The sequence below is a fragment of the Cupriavidus sp. 2KB_3 genome, assembly GCF_052115685.1.
Taxonomy (GTDB): domain Bacteria; phylum Pseudomonadota; class Gammaproteobacteria; order Burkholderiales; family Burkholderiaceae; genus Cupriavidus; species Cupriavidus campinensis.
The window spans coordinates 79,745-96,076 of the sequence record NZ_JBFRHD010000005.1; the positions used below are offsets into that span (position 1 = coordinate 79,745).

Consider the following 16,332-nt stretch of genomic DNA (forward strand, 5'->3'; position numbering starts at 1 on the left):
CCATGAGGGAGGAAGCGGCCATTGTTCAGGCCCGCGACTGCGCGCGTAAATCGTAGGACAGCGGAAATGTGTACCAGATTTCCGCAGTCCCGTCAGCGTTTGCCGATTTACTGCGCGTGTTCGATTACCAGTTGCACGCGGGTGACCCCGTTGAAGGTGTTGTTGTCCAGCCGGTAGGCCACCGTCGCGCTGGCGCCGTCGAGGGCGTCGGCGTGGTTGAACCAGATCGCGTCGAAGCGCTGGCTGCCGCGTCCCAGTTGCAGCTTCAGGTGCTTGCCCTTGAGCACGGTCTGGCGCAGGACGTCGAATTCCCCGCAGAACGTGGGGGGCGGGAAGCCCTGGCCCCAGACCTGACCTTCTAGCAATGCGACGAATTCCGGGCTGAAGCACGATTCCTCGATGTCGCCATCGGTCTCGATCACACGTGCCAGCTGGTCGTCCGTCAGCCATTCGCGGCCAACGGCTTCGAACGCCGACATGAAAGTATCGAAGTCGGCCGAGCGGACGGTCAGTCCGGCCGCCATCGCATGTCCGCCAAATTTCACCAGTAGGCCAGGGTGCCGCTTCGACACCAGATCAAGCGCATCGCGCAGGTGGAACCCCGGGATCGAGCGGCCGGAACCCTTGATATGTTCTTCGTCGCCCGGCGCGAAGGTGATGGTTGGGCGGTGGAACTTCTCCTTGAGCCGCGAGGCCACGATGCCGATCACTCCCTGGTGCCAGGTGTCGTTGAACACGCTGACCGTGTAGCGCGACGCCGGATCGAGCCCCGCCAGCGGCGCCTCCAGGATCTGCAAGGCCTCCTGCTGCATGCCGGCCTCGATGTCGCGCCGCTCGCGGTTCATGCCGTCCAGTTCCTGGGCGATTTCCCACGCACGGTTCGGGTCGTCGGTCAGCAGGCATTCGATGCCGAGCGACATGTCGGCAAGCCGTCCCGCCGCGTTGAGGCGGGGACCCAGGCCAAAACCGAGGTCGAACGTGTTTGCCCGCGTAGCCTCGCGCCCGGCCGCGCGGAACAGCGCCGCCACGCCCGGATGCATGCGTCCGGCGCGCATCCGGCGCAGGCCCTGGGCCACGAGGATGCGGTTGTTGGCGTCCAGTTTCACGACGTCCGCCACGGTGCCGAGCGCGACGAGGTCAAGCAGGGTTTGCAGCGGCGGCTGGGTCGCCTGGGTGAACGCGCCGCGCCGGCGCAGTTCCGCGCGCAGGGCCAGCAGGACATAGAACATCACGCCCACGCCGGCCAGGTTCTTGCTCGGGAACTCGCAGCCGGGCTGGTTCGGGTTGACGATGACCGCCGCCTCTGGCAGCTCGGCGCCGGGAAGGTGGTGGTCGGTCACCACCACGTCGATGCCGAGCGCATTGGCCGCCGCCACGCCGTCGACCGACGCAATGCCGTTGTCGACGGTGACGATGACATCCGGCTGCTGCTGGGCGGCCAGCGCCACAATCTCGGGCGTCAGTCCGTAGCCGTACTCGAAGCGGTTCGGCACGATGAAATCCACGCGCGCGCCGAGCATGCGCAGCCCGCGCACGCCCACTGCGCAGGCCGTGGCGCCGTCGCAGTCGTAATCGGCCACGATCAGCAGCTTGCGGTTGGCCGCGATGGCATCGGCCAGGTACTCGGCAGCGTGGCCGATGCCCTTCATCGTCGTGGGAGGCGTCAGTTCCGGCAGTTCGGTAGCCAGTTCGGACGGATGCAGCACCCCGCGCGCCGACAGGATGCGGGCCAGCGTGGGGTGAAGGCCCGACTTGGCCAGCACATCGGCGTGGGGTTCGGAATAGGAGCGGATGGCGATCCGGGTCATGGTCGTTCGTCCAGAAAACGGGCGCGAGAAGCGAAAACGCGCGGATCAGGCCACCATGGCCAGGTCGGAAAGCAGGGCACGCCAGTCGCCGCGCGCGCCCATGCCGCGCCAAAACTTGCGCAGGTCGGCGCGCCGCACGGTGAACTCGGCATAGTGGTTCTCGCCGCCCAGCACCAGCGTGACACCCATGATGCGGCCATCGGCCAGGGCCGCGAGCACCGGGGTGAACCACTCGGCGTCGAGCGCGTGCATACGCTCGAGCCAGAGCCCCCAGTCCTGGGCGATATGGGCCTCGGTGGTGGTGTCGAGCATCGCCATGACATGGCCATCGGCCTTCGCAATTTCCTCGAATTTGGCCGGCTGCGGGTCGAGCAGGCTATCGCCGGCGAGGGCCAGGCCGGCCAGGAACGGGTCGTCTGTCAGCACGGCGTCGGCCAGCCGGTTGACGAGGCTCAGCTTGCCGCCACCGTGGAGCCATACCGAATTGATGGTCAGGCGTCCCTCGGCCTCGCGCGCCTGGTTGACCGGATGGTCGTGCCAGGTCATCTGGATCTCGTTCTGGAGGCGCCGCCAGTCGCGCGCCCGTGCACCGGCTTGCAGCCAGATGTCGATATTGCGGCCAGTGGCGCGCACCGGCGTGGTGGCTTCCAGCTCGCCGAACACATCGTCGGCCACATACCAGCGGGCGGGGTGGGGCGCGTCCAGCGCAATGCCGGACTCACGGAGCAGGTCGTCGATGGCGGCGCGCAGCGCGGCGGCCTCGTCGGCGCGGATCTCGAGCTGGTCCGGATGCATCAGCACGAGGTGGTCCCGTGCCGCATGAATATGAACCGGCTGGAGGCAGGCCCAGCCCTGGTCGCCGTCTTCCTGGCGCCTAAGGTCGGCGGCAGGCGGCGCCTGGGCGGCGTCCGGCTGGCGGTCCGCGGCACGTTGCCGCAGGTCGGCCAGGCGCATAAAAGGCGCAGTCGGCACCCGGCGGGTGTCCAGGCCGGCCCGGCCGGCCAGCCAGCGTTCCTGCGGCAGGGTGCGCAGGAACGGGTCGTCGTGGGTCTCGCGCAGGCCCGGGGCGGCGCGGGTGAGCAACTTTCCGAGCGCCGGCAACTCCAACTGCCGCAGCAGCGCGCCGGAGACGACGTCGTCCGTGGCGTCGTTGCCGGCGCCAGGCGGGACGGAAAAGGGCACAATCAGGGTCAGGTGCGTCATCATGGTTGCCGAGATTGTAAACTTCCGGCTGGCCGGCGCCAGTTTTCCGTCACCCAAGGGGGCGGATGGCCCCCCGGCGCGACTTCCGAACAACAGGATTCCTCTTGAACTTTCCCTACGAGTGGCAGATCGGCTGGCGATACACCCGCGCAAGCAAGCGCGCCAGCCGCAACACGTTCATTTCGTTCATTTCCATGATCTCGATGCTTGGCATCGCGCTCGGCGTGGCGGCGCTGATCGTCGTGCTGTCGGTCATGAACGGCTTCCAGAAAGAGGTGCGGGACCGCATGCTGTCGGTCCTCGCCCATATCGAGGTCATCGCCCCGGGGTCGCTACCGGACTGGCACAAGACCGCCGCCGAGGCCATGCGGAACAAGGAAGTGGTGGGGGCGGCGCCCTACGTGGCCGCCCAGGCCATGCTCACGCGCGAGGACGCGGTGCGCGGCGTGCTGCTGCGCGGCGTGGACCCGGCCGAGGAGCCAAAGGTCTCCGACGTTGGCAACCAGTTCCGCGCCGGCAGCATGAACGCCCTGGTGCCGGGCGGCTTTGGCATCGCGCTCGGCAACGAACTGGCCAACGCCATGGGCGTGCGCGTCGGCGACAAGGTGACGCTGGTGGCGCCTCAGGGCACCATCACGCCGGCCGGCGTACTGCCGCGGCTCAAGCAGTTCACGGTGGTTGGCGTGTTTTCGTCCGGCCACTACGAGTTTGACAGTGCCCTGGCCCTGATCGACATCGAGGACGCCCAAACACTGTTCCGCCAGTCCGGCCCCACCGGCGTACGGCTCAAGCTGGCCGACATGCAGCGGGCACCCCAGGTGGCGCAGGAACTGGCCGGCACGATGAGCGGCGAACTGTACCTGCGCGACTGGTCCAAGCAGAATCGCAACTGGTTCGCTGCCGTCCAGACAGAGAAGCGCATGATGTTCATCATCCTGACGCTGATCATCGCCGTGGCGGCGTTCAACCTCGTTTCTACGTTGGTCATGACCGTCACCGACAAGCAGGCTGACATCGCCATCCTGCGCACGATGGGCGCCCAGCCGCGCTCGATCATGAAGATCTTCATCGTCCAGGGTGTGGCGATAGGCTTCATCGGCACCGTGCTCGGCGTGCTTGGCGGCACGCTGATCGCGACCAATATCGACGTGATCGTGCCCTTTATCGAGCGGGTATTGCATGTGCAGTTCCTGCCACGTGACATCTATTTCATCAGCGAACTGCCTTCGGACCCCCGCGTGAACGACATCGCCACCATCGGCATCATCTCCTTCGTGCTGGCCACCCTGGCCACGATCTATCCCAGCTGGCGCGCCGCGCGCGTAAACCCGGCGGAGGCGCTGCGCTATGAGTGACACCTCCCTGCTCCAGGAAGCCGCCGCCATGCCAGCAGTTCCCGGCCTCGCCGTGCAATCCGGCTCGCCGGTGCTGGTGGCCGAGGGCCTGTCCAAGCGTTTCCGTCAGGGCGGCCTCGACGTGGACGTCCTGCGCGGCGTGGATGTACGCGTGGACGCCGGCGAGAAGGTTGCCATCGTCGGCGCGTCAGGCTCCGGCAAGTCCACGCTCCTGCATGTGCTGGGCGGGCTGGACAACCCCGACGCCGGCCGCGTTGCGTTGCTCGGCAAGCCGTTCACCTCGTTGCGCGAGAGCGAGCGGAACGCTGTCCGCAACCGCGCGCTCGGCTTCGTCTACCAGTTCCACCATCTGCTGCCCGAGTTCACCGCGCTGGACAACGTCGCCATGCCGATGCGTATCCGCGGCCTCAAGGAACGCGAGGCGCGCGCCGCCGCGCAGGCCATGCTCGAGCGTGTGGGCCTGGGCGGGCGGGCGAAGCACCGTCCCGGCGAGCTGTCCGGCGGCGAGCGCCAGCGCGTGGCCATCGCCCGTGCGCTGGTCGGCCAGCCGGCCTGTGTACTGGCCGACGAACCCACAGGCAACCTCGACGACCACACGGCCGGCGGTGTGTACGACCTGATGCTCGAACTGTCGCGCACGCTCGGCACGAGCTTCGTCATCGTCACGCACGACACGGACCTCGCTGGCCGCTGCGACCGCGTGCTGCGCCTGCGCGACGGGCACCTGCACCGCGAACGCTGACCGGTCGCCGATCCCCACCCCAAACCGACCTGCCGCCGCCGCCCCCCGCCATGTGGATCGACACCCACTGTCACCTCGACGCCAGCGAGTTCGATAGCGACCGCGCGGACGTCACGCGCGCGGCGGCCGAGGCCGGCGTCTCTGGCATCGTACTGCCCGCCGTGGCGGTGTCCAACTTCGATGCCGTGCGTGCGCTGGCGCATGCCGGCACCGAGGCGGGCGGCGGTGCCCACTGCGTCTACGCGCTCGGCATCCATCCCCTCTGTACACCCGGCGCCGGGCAGCAGGATCTGGACGAATTGCGACGCCAGGTGGCTGCGTCGATGGACGACCCGCGCTTCGTCGCCATCGGCGAAATCGGACTCGACTTTTTCGTCCCGGGCCTGGACGCCGCCCACCAGACGTGGCTCTACACCGAGCAGGTGAAGATCGCGCGCGATTTCGATCTTCCGGTGCTGCTGCACGTGCGCAAGTCGCAGGACCAGGTCTATGCGCAACTGCGCCGCGTGGGCGTGCGGCAGGGCATTGCACACGCCTTCAACGGCAGCCACGAGCAGGCGCGCCGCTATGTCGAGCACGGCATGAAGCTCGGTTTCGGCGGCAACCTGACCTTCTCCCGCGCCAAACAGATCCGCCGGCTCGCGGCGGAATTGCCGCTTGAGGCCATCGTGCTCGAGACCGATGCGCCTGACATCGCGCCGACCTGGCTCTCCGACGACCAGTTCGGCGAGCAGCACAAGGCGCGCAACACGCCCGGCGAGGTGGTGGGCGTGGCACGCGTGCTCGGCGAACTGCGCGGCGTGCCGGAACCTGAGCTGGCGCAGGCCATGTGGCGCAACTCGGTGGCAGCGCTGCCGCGTCTGGCGGCGTTTGCAGACATCATGGCGCCGCGCTGAACGCGTGGCAATACGCCAGCCGCCGTTTTAACAATCTTCCACAAAAACACATCATTCGTTAACGTTTTGGCGCCATCGCGCACAGTACAAATACGCCATCGGAAAGCGTTGTCCCGGAGGTGTGATGCGAGCTGTGCTGATGGCGTTCGTCGCGGGTTGCTGGTGGCTCCAGCAGCAGGCCGGATTGCCGTCGGCGTGGCGGTGGTGGTGGCAGGCGCTGGCGGGGGCCATCGGCGTGGCGGCGCTGAGGTATGTCGTGCGTTGTCGTCATCGGCGCATGGCGGGCGAGGGAAGTGCGTCCGTTGCCAGGGTGTGGATGTGGCGCGCGGTTGTGGTGGCGCTTGCGTGCGCGGCGGGGTTCGGGTGGGCGGCATGGCGCGCCGACAGCAGGATGGCGGACTGGCTGGAACCGGCGCTGGCGGGGCGTGACATCGAGCTGCGGGGCATGGTCGCCGGGCTGCCCGATGTGGCAAGCCAGGGCACGCGCTTTCTGTTCGCGGTAACCGGGTCGCAAGAGGCGCGCTTGCCGCCACGGCTCCTGCTGAGCTGGCGGGATCCGCCGGAGACGTTGCAGCCGGGGCAGCGCTATCGGCTGACGGTCAGGCTGCGCAGGCCACGCGGGCTGGCGAATCCATATGGCTTTGACTATGCGTACTGGCTGCTGGGCGAGGGCATCGGTGCAGCCGGTTATGTGCGTGCCGGCGCGCTGTCGGAGGAGGTGGGGCCGCTGCCATGGGCGATTCGCGTACAGGCGTGGCGGGCGGGCTTGCGCGACCGGCTTCGCGCGGCGCTGCCGCCGGACGCGCGCTTTGGGGCTGTGCTCGTGGCGCTGGTGATTGGCGACCAGCGCGGCATCGCCACCGAGGACTGGGAGGTGTTCCGACGGACCGGCATCTCGCATCTGGTCAGTATTTCGGGCCTGCACATCACGATGATCTCGGGCGCGGCAGGCGCCCTGGCGCTGGCGTTGTGGCGACGGTCGTTCGGGCTGGGGCGGCGCCTGCGCCGGCCCTTGCCGCTGATCTGGCCGGCGCAGCAGGCGGCGCTCGTGGTGGCGGTACTGACCGCTTTGGGGTACGGACTGATCGCCGGGATGCAGGTGCCCGCGATGCGTACTGTGAGCATGCTTGCCGTGGCGGCGCTGGCATTGTGGAGTGGCCGGGCGCCGCCGGCATCGGTCGTGCTCGCGTGGGCGGGGGGTGTGGCGGTGGTGATCGACCCATGGGCCGTGATGTCGCCCGGCTTCTGGCTGTCCTTCGGCGCCGTGGCGGCGATCTTCCTTGCCGCGCGCGAGCCGGTGCGGCGGGCAAAGGCGGAGGGGCGGTGGCAGAGGGCGAGGGCGGTAGTGGCGGCGACGCTGGCGGGCGCCGCACGCACGCAGTGGGCGGTAACAGTTGGGCTTGTGCCACTGACGCTGCTGCTGTTCGGACAGGTGTCTGTAGTGTCTTGCCTTGCCAACGCTGTCGCCATTCCGGTAGTGAGCCTGCTCGTGACGCCGTTGGCGCTGGCCGGCGCCGTCCTGCCGGCGATCTTGGCCAGGCCGTTGCTGGCGATTGCGCATACAGCGATGACATGGCTGTCCGAGGCGCTCTCCTGGCTTGCGGCGCCAGCGTGGGCCATCTGGGAGGCGGCGCAGCCGGGGCCGGTCTGGATGGTGTTGGCGTCTGCCGGGGTGGTGCTCGTGCTGATGCCGCGCAAGCGGGCGGCGGATCTCCGGGCAGCAACGCCCTTGGGCGGCCCGCGGCCCGCCCGGCGGCCCATGCGTCCCTCGGTGCGTGCGCCGCCACGCTGGTGTGGGGCGTTGCTGATGATGCCTATGCTGCTGGCGGGCCGGACCCCTGTGCCGGACGGAGAGGTCCGTGTCACGGCACTCGATGTCGGGCAGGGTACGGCGGTACTGGTCGAAACAAAGGCCCATGCGCTGCTCTATGACACGGGGCCGGCATACCCGTCGGGGGCCAGTGCAGGCGGGCAAGTCATCGTCCCTTGGCTGCGATCAATGGGCGTGCGGCGGCTCGATACGCTGATGGTAAGTCACGAGGATGCGGATCATGCCGGGGGCGTGCGCGAGGTGCTGGCGGCAGTGCCGGTGGGGCGCCGGCTGACGGGGGCGCCGCTCGATCACGGGCTCCTGATTGGGGCGGCGACGATGGAAGGCAGTGCGGAGGGCAGTGCGGCGCCATGGCAGCCTTGCGTGGCTGGCGCAGCATGGACGTGGAATGGCGTGCGCTTCACCATCCTGCATCCGTCGGCGTCAGACCTCGACAGCGCGCGGTTGGCGAGCAACGCGCGCAGTTGTGTGCTGCGGGTGGCCACGGCGCACCGCAGCCTGCTGCTGACCGGCGATATCGGCGTGCGCGAGGAACTGGGTTTGGTGGCCACGGTGCCGCCGGAAGACCTGCGTGCCGATGTTCTGCTGGTGCCGCACCACGGTAGCGGCACGTCGTCAGGCGCGGCGTTCCTGCGCGCGGTGCAGCCGGAGGTGGCGGTGTTCCAGCTGGGATTCGGCAATCGCTACCGGCATCCGCGCGCCGATGTCTGGCGGCGGTATGGGCGTGAGGGCATCGCGCGGTATCGGACGGATGAAACGGGCGCGGTGTCGATCGTCACGGCGGGGTCGCGCCTGAAGATATCGTCATACCGGCAGCGAGAGCGGCGGTACTGGCGCGATGCACCGGCAGCGCCGCGCTAGGCGTCGGCGCCGGGCCCGGACGGGCGCGAGAGGGAGGGCGTCAACCGCGCGAGCCTGTGCGCGCGGCCTTTGGTGCCTTGGCGACCGGGGCCTTGGCGGCTGGGGCTTTGGCCGTGCCACCGGTGGCAGCCGCCACGGCTTCGCGGGACGCCGGCGCCTCAGGCGCGGCGCCGCCGATGCGGCGCTCGCGCAGGTGCGCCTTGGCACGTTGCAGGCCAGCCGCGACGGTGTCCGCGCGTTCCAGCGCCACGCCGGCAGCAAGCACGTCGCCGAGCACGAGGTGGCTGATGCGGGAGGTCATCGGCGTATAGACCTCGCTGTCCTCCTCGACGTCGGAGAACACGCACACGTCGGCGAGCCTGGCCAGGGGCGAGCCGCTGTGGGTCAGCGCCAGCACGCTTGCGCCGCTGGCGCGGGCGAGCGTGGCGGCGGTCAGCATGTCCCAGGTGCGGCCGCTGTTGGAGACCAGCACCGCCACGTCGCCAGGGCGCAGCAGTGCGGCGGACATGCTGAAGACGTGCGGATCGGAGTAGGCCGTGGTGGGAATGCCGAGGCGGAAAAACTTGTGCTGGATGTCGAGCGCGACGATGCCCGAGTTGCCGCAGCCGTAGAACTCGATGCGGCGTGCGCTGGCCAGCAGTCGGATGCCGTGCTCGATCTGGTCGGCCGACAGGGCGTTCCGGACGGCCATCAGCGTGGCGATGGTGCGGTCGAAGACCTTGCCGGCGATGTCGGCCGGGCGGTCGTCGGCCTCCACGTCCTGATGGACGAACGGCGTGCCGCCGCCCAGGTTCTGGGCGAACTGGAGTTTGAACTCCTTGAAGCCGTCGTAGCCCAGCGCGGCGCAGAAGCGGGCGATGGTCGGCTGCGAAACGCCGGCGCGTTCGGCCAGTTCGGGCATCGACAGGCGGATCACGCTGGCGCCGTGGCGGGTGACGTAGTCAGCCAGGCGGCGTTCGGACGGACGGAGCGTGTCGTAGACGGCAAGGATTCGGTCGCGCATGGTGGTGCGGGTCTCGGCTGGCCATCGACGTGGCCATTCTGGGGATTGAAGGTGTAGAGATTCTACACAGAATGGGGTGGAGGTCGATCGAGAATCGGGGCTGTGCCACCTTAGGGCTTTCCCGTATTTGCGTTGACAGGATCATATTTCTGTCAGAAAGCGGCTTCCGGCAGGCTAAATGCCAAGGCTATAATGTAGAAAATCTACAGATTGACGGGCGATTTTTTTGCCCGGCGCTCCCCACGAGGAACATTGCCGCCATGACCCAATCCGTTCATGCCGAGGTGTCGGCCGTTACGCAACGCATTGTCGAGCGCAGCCGCGCGAGCCGCGCCGCCTATCTGGCGCGCTGCGAGCGGGCCCAGCGGGAACTCGGCCCGCTGCGTGGCATGTCGTGCGCGAATCTGGCGCACGGTTACGCCGCGCTGCCGGCTGATGACAAGCTCAAGCTGCGCGTCGAGCACGCGCCGAATCTCGGCATCGTTACCGCCTACAACGACATGCTGTCCGCCCACCAGCCCTACGAGCGGTATCCGAGCGTGATTCGCGAGGCGGCGCGCGCGGTGGGTGGCGTGGCCCAGGTGGCCGGCGGCGTACCGGCGATGTGCGACGGCATCACGCAGGGCAATGCGGGCATGGAGCTGTCGCTCTTCTCGCGCGACGCCATTGCCATGGGTACGGCGGTCGCGCTCTCGCACAACACCTTCGATGCCGCGCTGATGCTCGGCGTGTGCGACAAGATCGTGCCGGGCCTGCTGATGGGGGCGCTCCAGTTCGGGCACCTGCCCATCGTCTTCGTGCCGGCCGGCCCGATGGCGACCGGCCTCTCGAACAAGGAAAAGGCGCGCGTGCGCCAGCTCTACGCCACCGGTCAGGTTGGCCGCGAAGCCTTGCTGGAGGCCGAATGCGCCGCCTACCACAGCGCCGGCACCTGCACCTTCTACGGCACGGCCAACAGCAACCAGTTCCTGATGGAAATCATGGGCTTGCACGTGCCGGGCTCGGCCTTCGTGCACCCGGACAGCGGCCTGCGCGATGTGCTGACGGCGGCTGCGGCGCAGCGCGCACTGGCGCTGATTGCGCGCGGCAACGCGTACACGCCGCTCGCCCAGATCGTGGATGAGCGTGCCATCGTCAATGCCATGGTCGGCCTGCTGGCCACGGGCGGCTCTACGAACCATACGATCCACCTCGTCGCCATGGCGCGTGCCGCCGGCATCGTCATCGACTGGAATGACTTCGACCGCCTGTCGGCCGTCACGCCGCTGCTGGCGCGCGTCTATCCGAACGGCTCGGCCGATGTGAACCACTTCCACGCGGCCGGTGGCGTGGCCTATGTGATTGGCCAGCTGCTCGAGGCCGGCTTGCTGCACGAGGACGTACAGACCGTGATGGGGCAAGGGCTGGCGCGCTACACCGAGGAGCCTGTGATGACCGACGGCGCGCTGCGCTGGCGCGACGGTCCGGCCACCAGCGGCGATGCCGCCGTGCTGGCGCCGGCGTCGGCGCCGTTCTCGAGGGAGGGCGGGCTACGCCTGATGGCCGGCAACCTCGGCCGGGGCGTGATCAAGGTGTCGGCCGTGGCCGACGAGCATCGGATCGTGGAGGCCCCGGCCCGCGTGTTCGACTCCCAGGAGGCGCTGCAAGCCGCCTTCGAGGCCGACGAACTGAATCGTGACGTGGTGGCGGTGGTCCGCTTCCAGGGGCCGAATGCCAACGGCATGCCCGAGTTGCACCGCCTTACGCCGGCGCTCGGCGCGCTGCAGGATGCCGGCCACAAGGTGGCGCTGGTGACAGATGGCCGGATGTCGGGGGCGTCCGGCAAGGTGCCGGCAGTGATCCATGTGGGGCCGGAGGCGCTTGTCGGCGGCCCGCTGGCGCGGGTGCGCGACGGCGACCGGATCCGCGTAGATGCCGTATCCGGCACATTGACCCTGGTTGGCGATGCCGGCGTGCAGGCCGAATTCGCTGCGCGCGTCCCGGCGACCGCGCCGGACGACGAGTTTGCGCGCTTCAGCATGGGGCGCGGCCTGTTCGGGCTGTTCCGGCGCCATGCACGGATCGCCGAGGAAGGCGGCAGTGCCCTGGACTTGTCCGAGGCCGACGCCGCGCCCGCTGTCCAAACGGCCGGCGCGGTCGCACAATAGGCAAACGCTCACCTTGCCCTGCACGCACTTAGTCGTCGTTTAGTCGTTTTACGATTTTCAGCAATCGCCGCGGCTCGGTATCTCCATGCCGCGGTGCACCTTCGCGCCACATTTTTCGCGCCCGAAGGCTACCGACAAGGATGGCCCGACCATCCGACCATGATCGACGGAGCAGACATGATCTATATCCTGATGGGCGTTTCCGGCAGCGGGAAAACCACGGTCGGCCAGCTGCTGGCCAGCCAGTTGCACTGCGGCTTCCACGATGCGGACGCCTTCCACAGCGAGGCCAACAAGGCCAAGATGCACAACGGCATTCCGCTGACCGACGAGGACCGCTGGCCCTGGCTGGCCGCGATGCGCGCCGCCATCGACACCGCCCGGGCCGAGGGCCGCACCCACGTTTTCACCTGCTCGGCGCTGCGCCAGACCTACCGCGACCGCCTGACCCCGCCGGACGGCGGCGTGACCTTCGTCTTCATGAAGGGCGACGCCGGCACCATCGGCAGCCGGCTGTCGGCGCGCACGGACCATTTCTTCAACCCGGCGCTGCTGCAAAGCCAGTTCGATACCCTCGAAGAGCCGCGCGACGCGCTGGTACTGGATATCCGCCGCACGCCCGAGGCGCTGGTCCAGGACATTCTGGACAAGTGCCCGCCCGAGTCGGCCGCCTGCAGCGGGAAGCCCGCCGCCTGACCTGAACTGACCTAATCCCGCCAGCCAGCGCCCAGGGCGCCGTGCCTTCGGTGGCGCGTGGCTGGCAAGCATCTTGCTAAACCGATTCACGTGCCGGCGCGCGTGACCCTTGCGGGTTTTGCCGGCGCGGATATGCTGAAAGAGCCAACTCGACAAGGCATCGACAAACGGGCGACCGGGGAGACGGCACGGCACGGTCAGTACGAGGCCGGCGCGGGCGCCCATTTCACGAAGGAGCGGCCATCATGGCGGCGCGGTTTTTCGACGAGATGCTGGAAGGGCGGGAGGACGGCGTGGTGGCGGCCATCGAGGCCGGACAGACGCTGCCGTCCGGGGCGGTCAGGGCCCACTATCGCAATTTTGCGGACTGGATCGGGCGGCAGTCCGCATCGACGATGGACAACAAGCGCGCCGAGGCGGACCTGATCTTCCGGCGCGTGGGCATTACCTTTGCCGTCTATGGCGACAAGGACGAGTCAAACAGCGGCACCGAACGGACCATTCCGTTCGATGTGATTCCACGCATCTTCCCGGCCAGCGAGTGGGCCACGCTCGAGCGCGGCCTGCGCCAGCGCGTGGCGGCGCTGAACCGGTTCATCCACGATATCTACCACGGCCAGGACATCATCCGCGCCGGCGTGATTCCACCCGACCAGATCTACAACAACGCCCAGTACCGGCCGGAGATGCTCGGCATCGACGTGCCGCGCGACATCTACGCACACGTGGCCGGCATCGACGTGGTGCGCGCCGGCGAGGGCGAGTTCTATGTGCTGGAGGACAACCTCCGGGTGCCTTCCGGCGTCTCGTACATGCTTGAAAACCGCAAGATGATGATGCGGTTGTTCCCGGAGCTGTTCGCGCGCAACCGGGTGGCGCCGGTGGCGCACTATCCCGACCTGCTGCTGGACATGCTGCGCAGCGTGTCGCCCCAGAACATCGCCGATCCCACCGTGGTCGTGCTCACGCCGGGCATGTACAACTCGGCGTATTTCGAGCATGCGTTCCTGGCCCAGCAGATGGGTGTGGAACTGGTGGAGGGCAGCGACCTGTTCGTCGAGGACGAGCACCTCTACATGCGCACCACGCAGGGGCCGCAGCGCATCGACGTGATCTACCGCCGCGTGGATGACGACTTCCTTGACCCCCTCGCATTTCGTCCAGATTCGGCGCTCGGTGCGGCCGGGCTGCTGTCGGTCTACCGGGCCGGCAATGTGACGATCAGCAACGCCATTGGCACGGGCGTGGCTGACGACAAGTCGATCTACCCCTACGTGCCGGACATGATCCGCTTCTACCTCGGCGAGGAAGCCATCCTCAACAACGTGCCGACCTATATGTGCCGGCGCCCGGACGATCTCCAGTTCGTGCTCGATCATATGGCCGACCTCGTGGTCAAGGAGACCCACGGCGCGGGCGGCTACGGCATGCTGGTCGGCCCGGCGGCCACGCGCGCCGAGATCGACCAGTTCCGCGAGGTGGTGAAGTCGCGCCCCGAGCAGTACATCGCCCAGCCGACGCTGGCGCTGTCCACCTGCCCGACCTATGTGGAGTCGGGCATCGCGCCGCGCCATATCGACCTGCGGCCGTTCGTGCTGTCGGGCAAGGAGGTGCGCATGGTGCCGGGCGGGCTGACCCGCGTGGCGCTGCGCGAAGGGTCGCTGGTGGTCAACTCCTCGCAGGGGGGCGGCACCAAGGACACCTGGGTGCTGGAGCGCTGAGCCATGGAATACGCCGATCGCCGGGAGAACCCATCATGTTGAGCCGCACCGCCGACCATCTGTTCTGGATGTCCCGCTATACCGAGCGCGCCGAGAACACCGCGCGCATGCTCGACGTCAACTACCAGACTTCGCTGCTCCCGCAGTCCGCCGAAGTGGCCGAGCAGGGCTGGTGGGCGATGCTCGATATTTCGGAGCTGACCAACGCCTTCGACCACAAGTACGGCCTGCTGCACCGGGACGACGTGATCGATTTCATGGTCCGCGACATGACCAATCCGTCGTCGATCATGAGCTGCCTGCGCGCGGCGCGCGAGAACGCCCGCGCGGTGCGCGGCTCGCTGACCACGGAGGTCTGGGAGACGCTGAACACCACCTGGCTGGACGTGCAGCGCATGATCGCCGATGGCGAACTGCGCGACGACCCCTCCCGCTTCTTCGAGTGGGTCAAGTTCCGCTCGCATCTGGCGCGCGGCGTGCAGTTCGGCACCATGCTCAAGGACGACGCCTTCCATTTCATGCGGCTTGGCACGTTCCTGGAGCGGGCCGACAACACCGCGCGGATCCTCGACGTCAAGTTCCAGGCGTCCGGCCGGCGCGACGAGGACGACCTTGCCTTCCAGGGCGGCCAATTGCAGAGTCAGAGTCAGGGCGGGGGCTCCCAGAGCCAGTCCCAATCCCAGTCCCAGGGCGGCAGCGGGCAGTCCCAGAGCCAGTTGCAGAACGACGACCTGAATCGCGAGCAGAACGATTTCTATCACTGGGCGGCCGTGCTGCGCTCGGTGTCCGGCTTCGAGGTGTATCGCAAGATCTATCGCGCCGTGATCACGCCGCAACGCGTGGCGGAGCTGCTGATCTTGCGGCCAGACATGCCGCGCTCGCTGGTCTCGAGCATGGACGAGGTGGTCGCGATTCTCGCGCTGGTGGCCAACCAGCAGTCGTCGGAGACGGAGCGGCAGGCTGGTAAACTCCACGCCGACCTGAAATACGCGCGCATCGACGACATCTTCGCCGTTGGCCTGCACGCCTACCTGACCAGCTTCCTGGAGCGCATTGGCGATCTCGGCAACGGCATCAGCCGGGACTTCCTCGTCCCGCTGGCTGCCTGACGAGGTGCCGGGCTCGCCACACCGTTGCCGGATCGGGCGGGTGGCGGGCCGGGCACCGGTCGCCGCGGCGCGTGCCCTATCGTGAAATACAAGATCCACCACAAGACGGTCTACCGTTACACCGAGCCGGTGCGCCGCAGCGTGCACGAACTGCGGCTTGTGCCGCGTACGGGGCCGCTTCAGTCCGTGCAGGACTGGACCCTGACTGCACCGGGCAACCTGTCCGAGGCCCGCGACGGCTTTGGCAACATCGTCCATAACTTCACGCTGTCCGGCCCCGCCCAGACGATTTCGATCACGGCGACTGGCGAAGTGGAGGTGATGATTTCGCCTCTTGGTGAGGCTGAGTCGCCCGGCCACCATGGCTTCCACGACCTGCCGGATGCCGGCGAGTCGCGCGTATCGCCGCTGTACTTTGCCGCTGCCACGCCGCTCACGCAGGCCCCGGCCGCGCTGCGCGCGTTCGCCGCGCCGTTCCTGGCCGCCGGCCACGACGTGCCGGCGCTGCTGGCGCTGGCCGATGGCATTGCGGACCGCGTGCGCTACAGCGCCAACACCACTCACGTCGGCACCAGCGCCGCCGATGCCTTCGCGCTCGGCAGCGGCGTCTGCCAGGACCAGGCGCAGGTGATGGTGGCCGCGTGCCGCGCCTTCGGCATTCCGGCGCGCTATGTCAGTGGTTACTTCTATGACCCGGCCGCCACCTCGATGGCCAGCCACGCCTGGGCCGATGTCTGCCTGGACGCCGCCAGCGCGCTCTGGTGCAGCATCGACGTGACGCACCGCTGCCTCACCGATAGCCGCCACGTACGCCTTGCCGTGGGGCGCGACTACGCCTCCGCTGCACCAATTCGGGGCATTCTGGAGGGCGGGACTGACGAGACCATGGAAGTCGAGATCGCCATCACGCCCATTCCACCCATGGCGCCGGTACCGGCTGCCGACTGACGCTTTCCGCGC

General features: G+C 68.2%; 11 protein-coding genes and 1 pseudogene. 9 read left to right on the forward strand and 3 right to left on the reverse strand.

All coding sequences use genetic code 11. The features are described from left to right. Positions 1-107: 107 nt before the first annotated feature. Together recJ and AB4120_RS06495 are read right to left on the reverse strand one after the other, a co-directional pair. Positions 108-1,808, reverse strand: coding sequence for a single-stranded-DNA-specific exonuclease RecJ (gene recJ / locus AB4120_RS06490; protein WP_441642037.1), 1,701 nt, complete (start codon positions 1,806-1,808; stop codon positions 108-110). Between the two features lie 45 nt (positions 1,809-1,853). Then, complete coding sequence (locus tag AB4120_RS06495; protein WP_441642038.1) at positions 1,854-3,014, reverse strand: hypothetical protein; 1,161 nt, start codon at positions 3,012-3,014, stop codon at positions 1,854-1,856. Positions 3,015-3,115: 101 nt separating this feature from the next. Between AB4120_RS06495 and AB4120_RS06500 the strand changes: the two genes are divergently transcribed. From AB4120_RS06500 to AB4120_RS06515, 4 genes are all read left to right on the forward strand, one after another. Continuing rightward, on the forward strand, positions 3,116-4,366 hold the full coding sequence (locus AB4120_RS06500) for a lipoprotein-releasing ABC transporter permease subunit (RefSeq protein ID WP_441642039.1): 1,251 nt from the start codon (positions 3,116-3,118) through the stop codon (positions 4,364-4,366). A gap of 28 nt (positions 4,367-4,394) precedes the next feature. Further along, a complete protein-coding gene (gene lolD, locus AB4120_RS06505) occupies positions 4,395-5,108 on the forward strand; it encodes a lipoprotein-releasing ABC transporter ATP-binding protein LolD (RefSeq protein WP_262389660.1) in 714 nt (237 codons plus the stop codon). Positions 5,109-5,158: 50 nt separating this feature from the next. After that, positions 5,159-6,004 (forward strand): TatD family hydrolase, encoded by an 846-nt coding sequence (locus AB4120_RS06510; RefSeq protein ID WP_441642040.1) that lies wholly within the window; start codon positions 5,159-5,161, stop codon positions 6,002-6,004. A gap of 124 nt (positions 6,005-6,128) precedes the next feature. Beyond that, on the forward strand, positions 6,129-8,696 hold the full coding sequence (locus AB4120_RS06515) for a DNA internalization-related competence protein ComEC/Rec2 (protein WP_441642041.1): 2,568 nt from the start codon (positions 6,129-6,131) through the stop codon (positions 8,694-8,696). A gap of 40 nt (positions 8,697-8,736) precedes the next feature. On the opposite strand, the gene AB4120_RS06520 is transcribed toward AB4120_RS06515, so the two are convergent. Beyond that, positions 8,737-9,699 (reverse strand): MurR/RpiR family transcriptional regulator, encoded by a 963-nt coding sequence (locus AB4120_RS06520; protein ID WP_262389632.1) that lies wholly within the window; start codon positions 9,697-9,699, stop codon positions 8,737-8,739. A gap of 260 nt (positions 9,700-9,959) precedes the next feature. On the opposite strand from AB4120_RS06520, the gene edd reads away from it, so the two are divergent. The 5 genes and pseudogenes from edd (at position 9,960) to AB4120_RS06545 (ending at position 16,320) form a co-directional block, all read left to right on the forward strand. Then, on the forward strand, positions 9,960-11,846 hold the full coding sequence (gene edd / locus AB4120_RS06525) for a phosphogluconate dehydratase (RefSeq protein WP_149136328.1): 1,887 nt from the start codon (positions 9,960-9,962) through the stop codon (positions 11,844-11,846). 177 nt (positions 11,847-12,023) lie between these two features. Continuing rightward, on the forward strand, positions 12,024-12,542 hold the full coding sequence (locus tag AB4120_RS06530; RefSeq protein WP_092292614.1) for a gluconokinase: 519 nt from the start codon (positions 12,024-12,026) through the stop codon (positions 12,540-12,542). A gap of 245 nt (positions 12,543-12,787) precedes the next feature. After that, positions 12,788-14,263 (forward strand): circularly permuted type 2 ATP-grasp protein, encoded by a 1,476-nt coding sequence (locus AB4120_RS06535; RefSeq protein ID WP_144196058.1) that lies wholly within the window; start codon positions 12,788-12,790, stop codon positions 14,261-14,263. 32 nt (positions 14,264-14,295) lie between these two features. Further along, positions 14,296-15,372 (forward strand): annotated as a pseudogene (locus tag AB4120_RS06540) (alpha-E domain-containing protein); the annotation flags it as partial. Positions 15,373-15,453: 81 nt separating this feature from the next. Continuing rightward, positions 15,454-16,320 (forward strand): transglutaminase family protein, encoded by an 867-nt coding sequence (locus AB4120_RS06545; protein ID WP_441642042.1) that lies wholly within the window; start codon positions 15,454-15,456, stop codon positions 16,318-16,320. Positions 16,321-16,332: the final 12 nt, after the last annotated feature.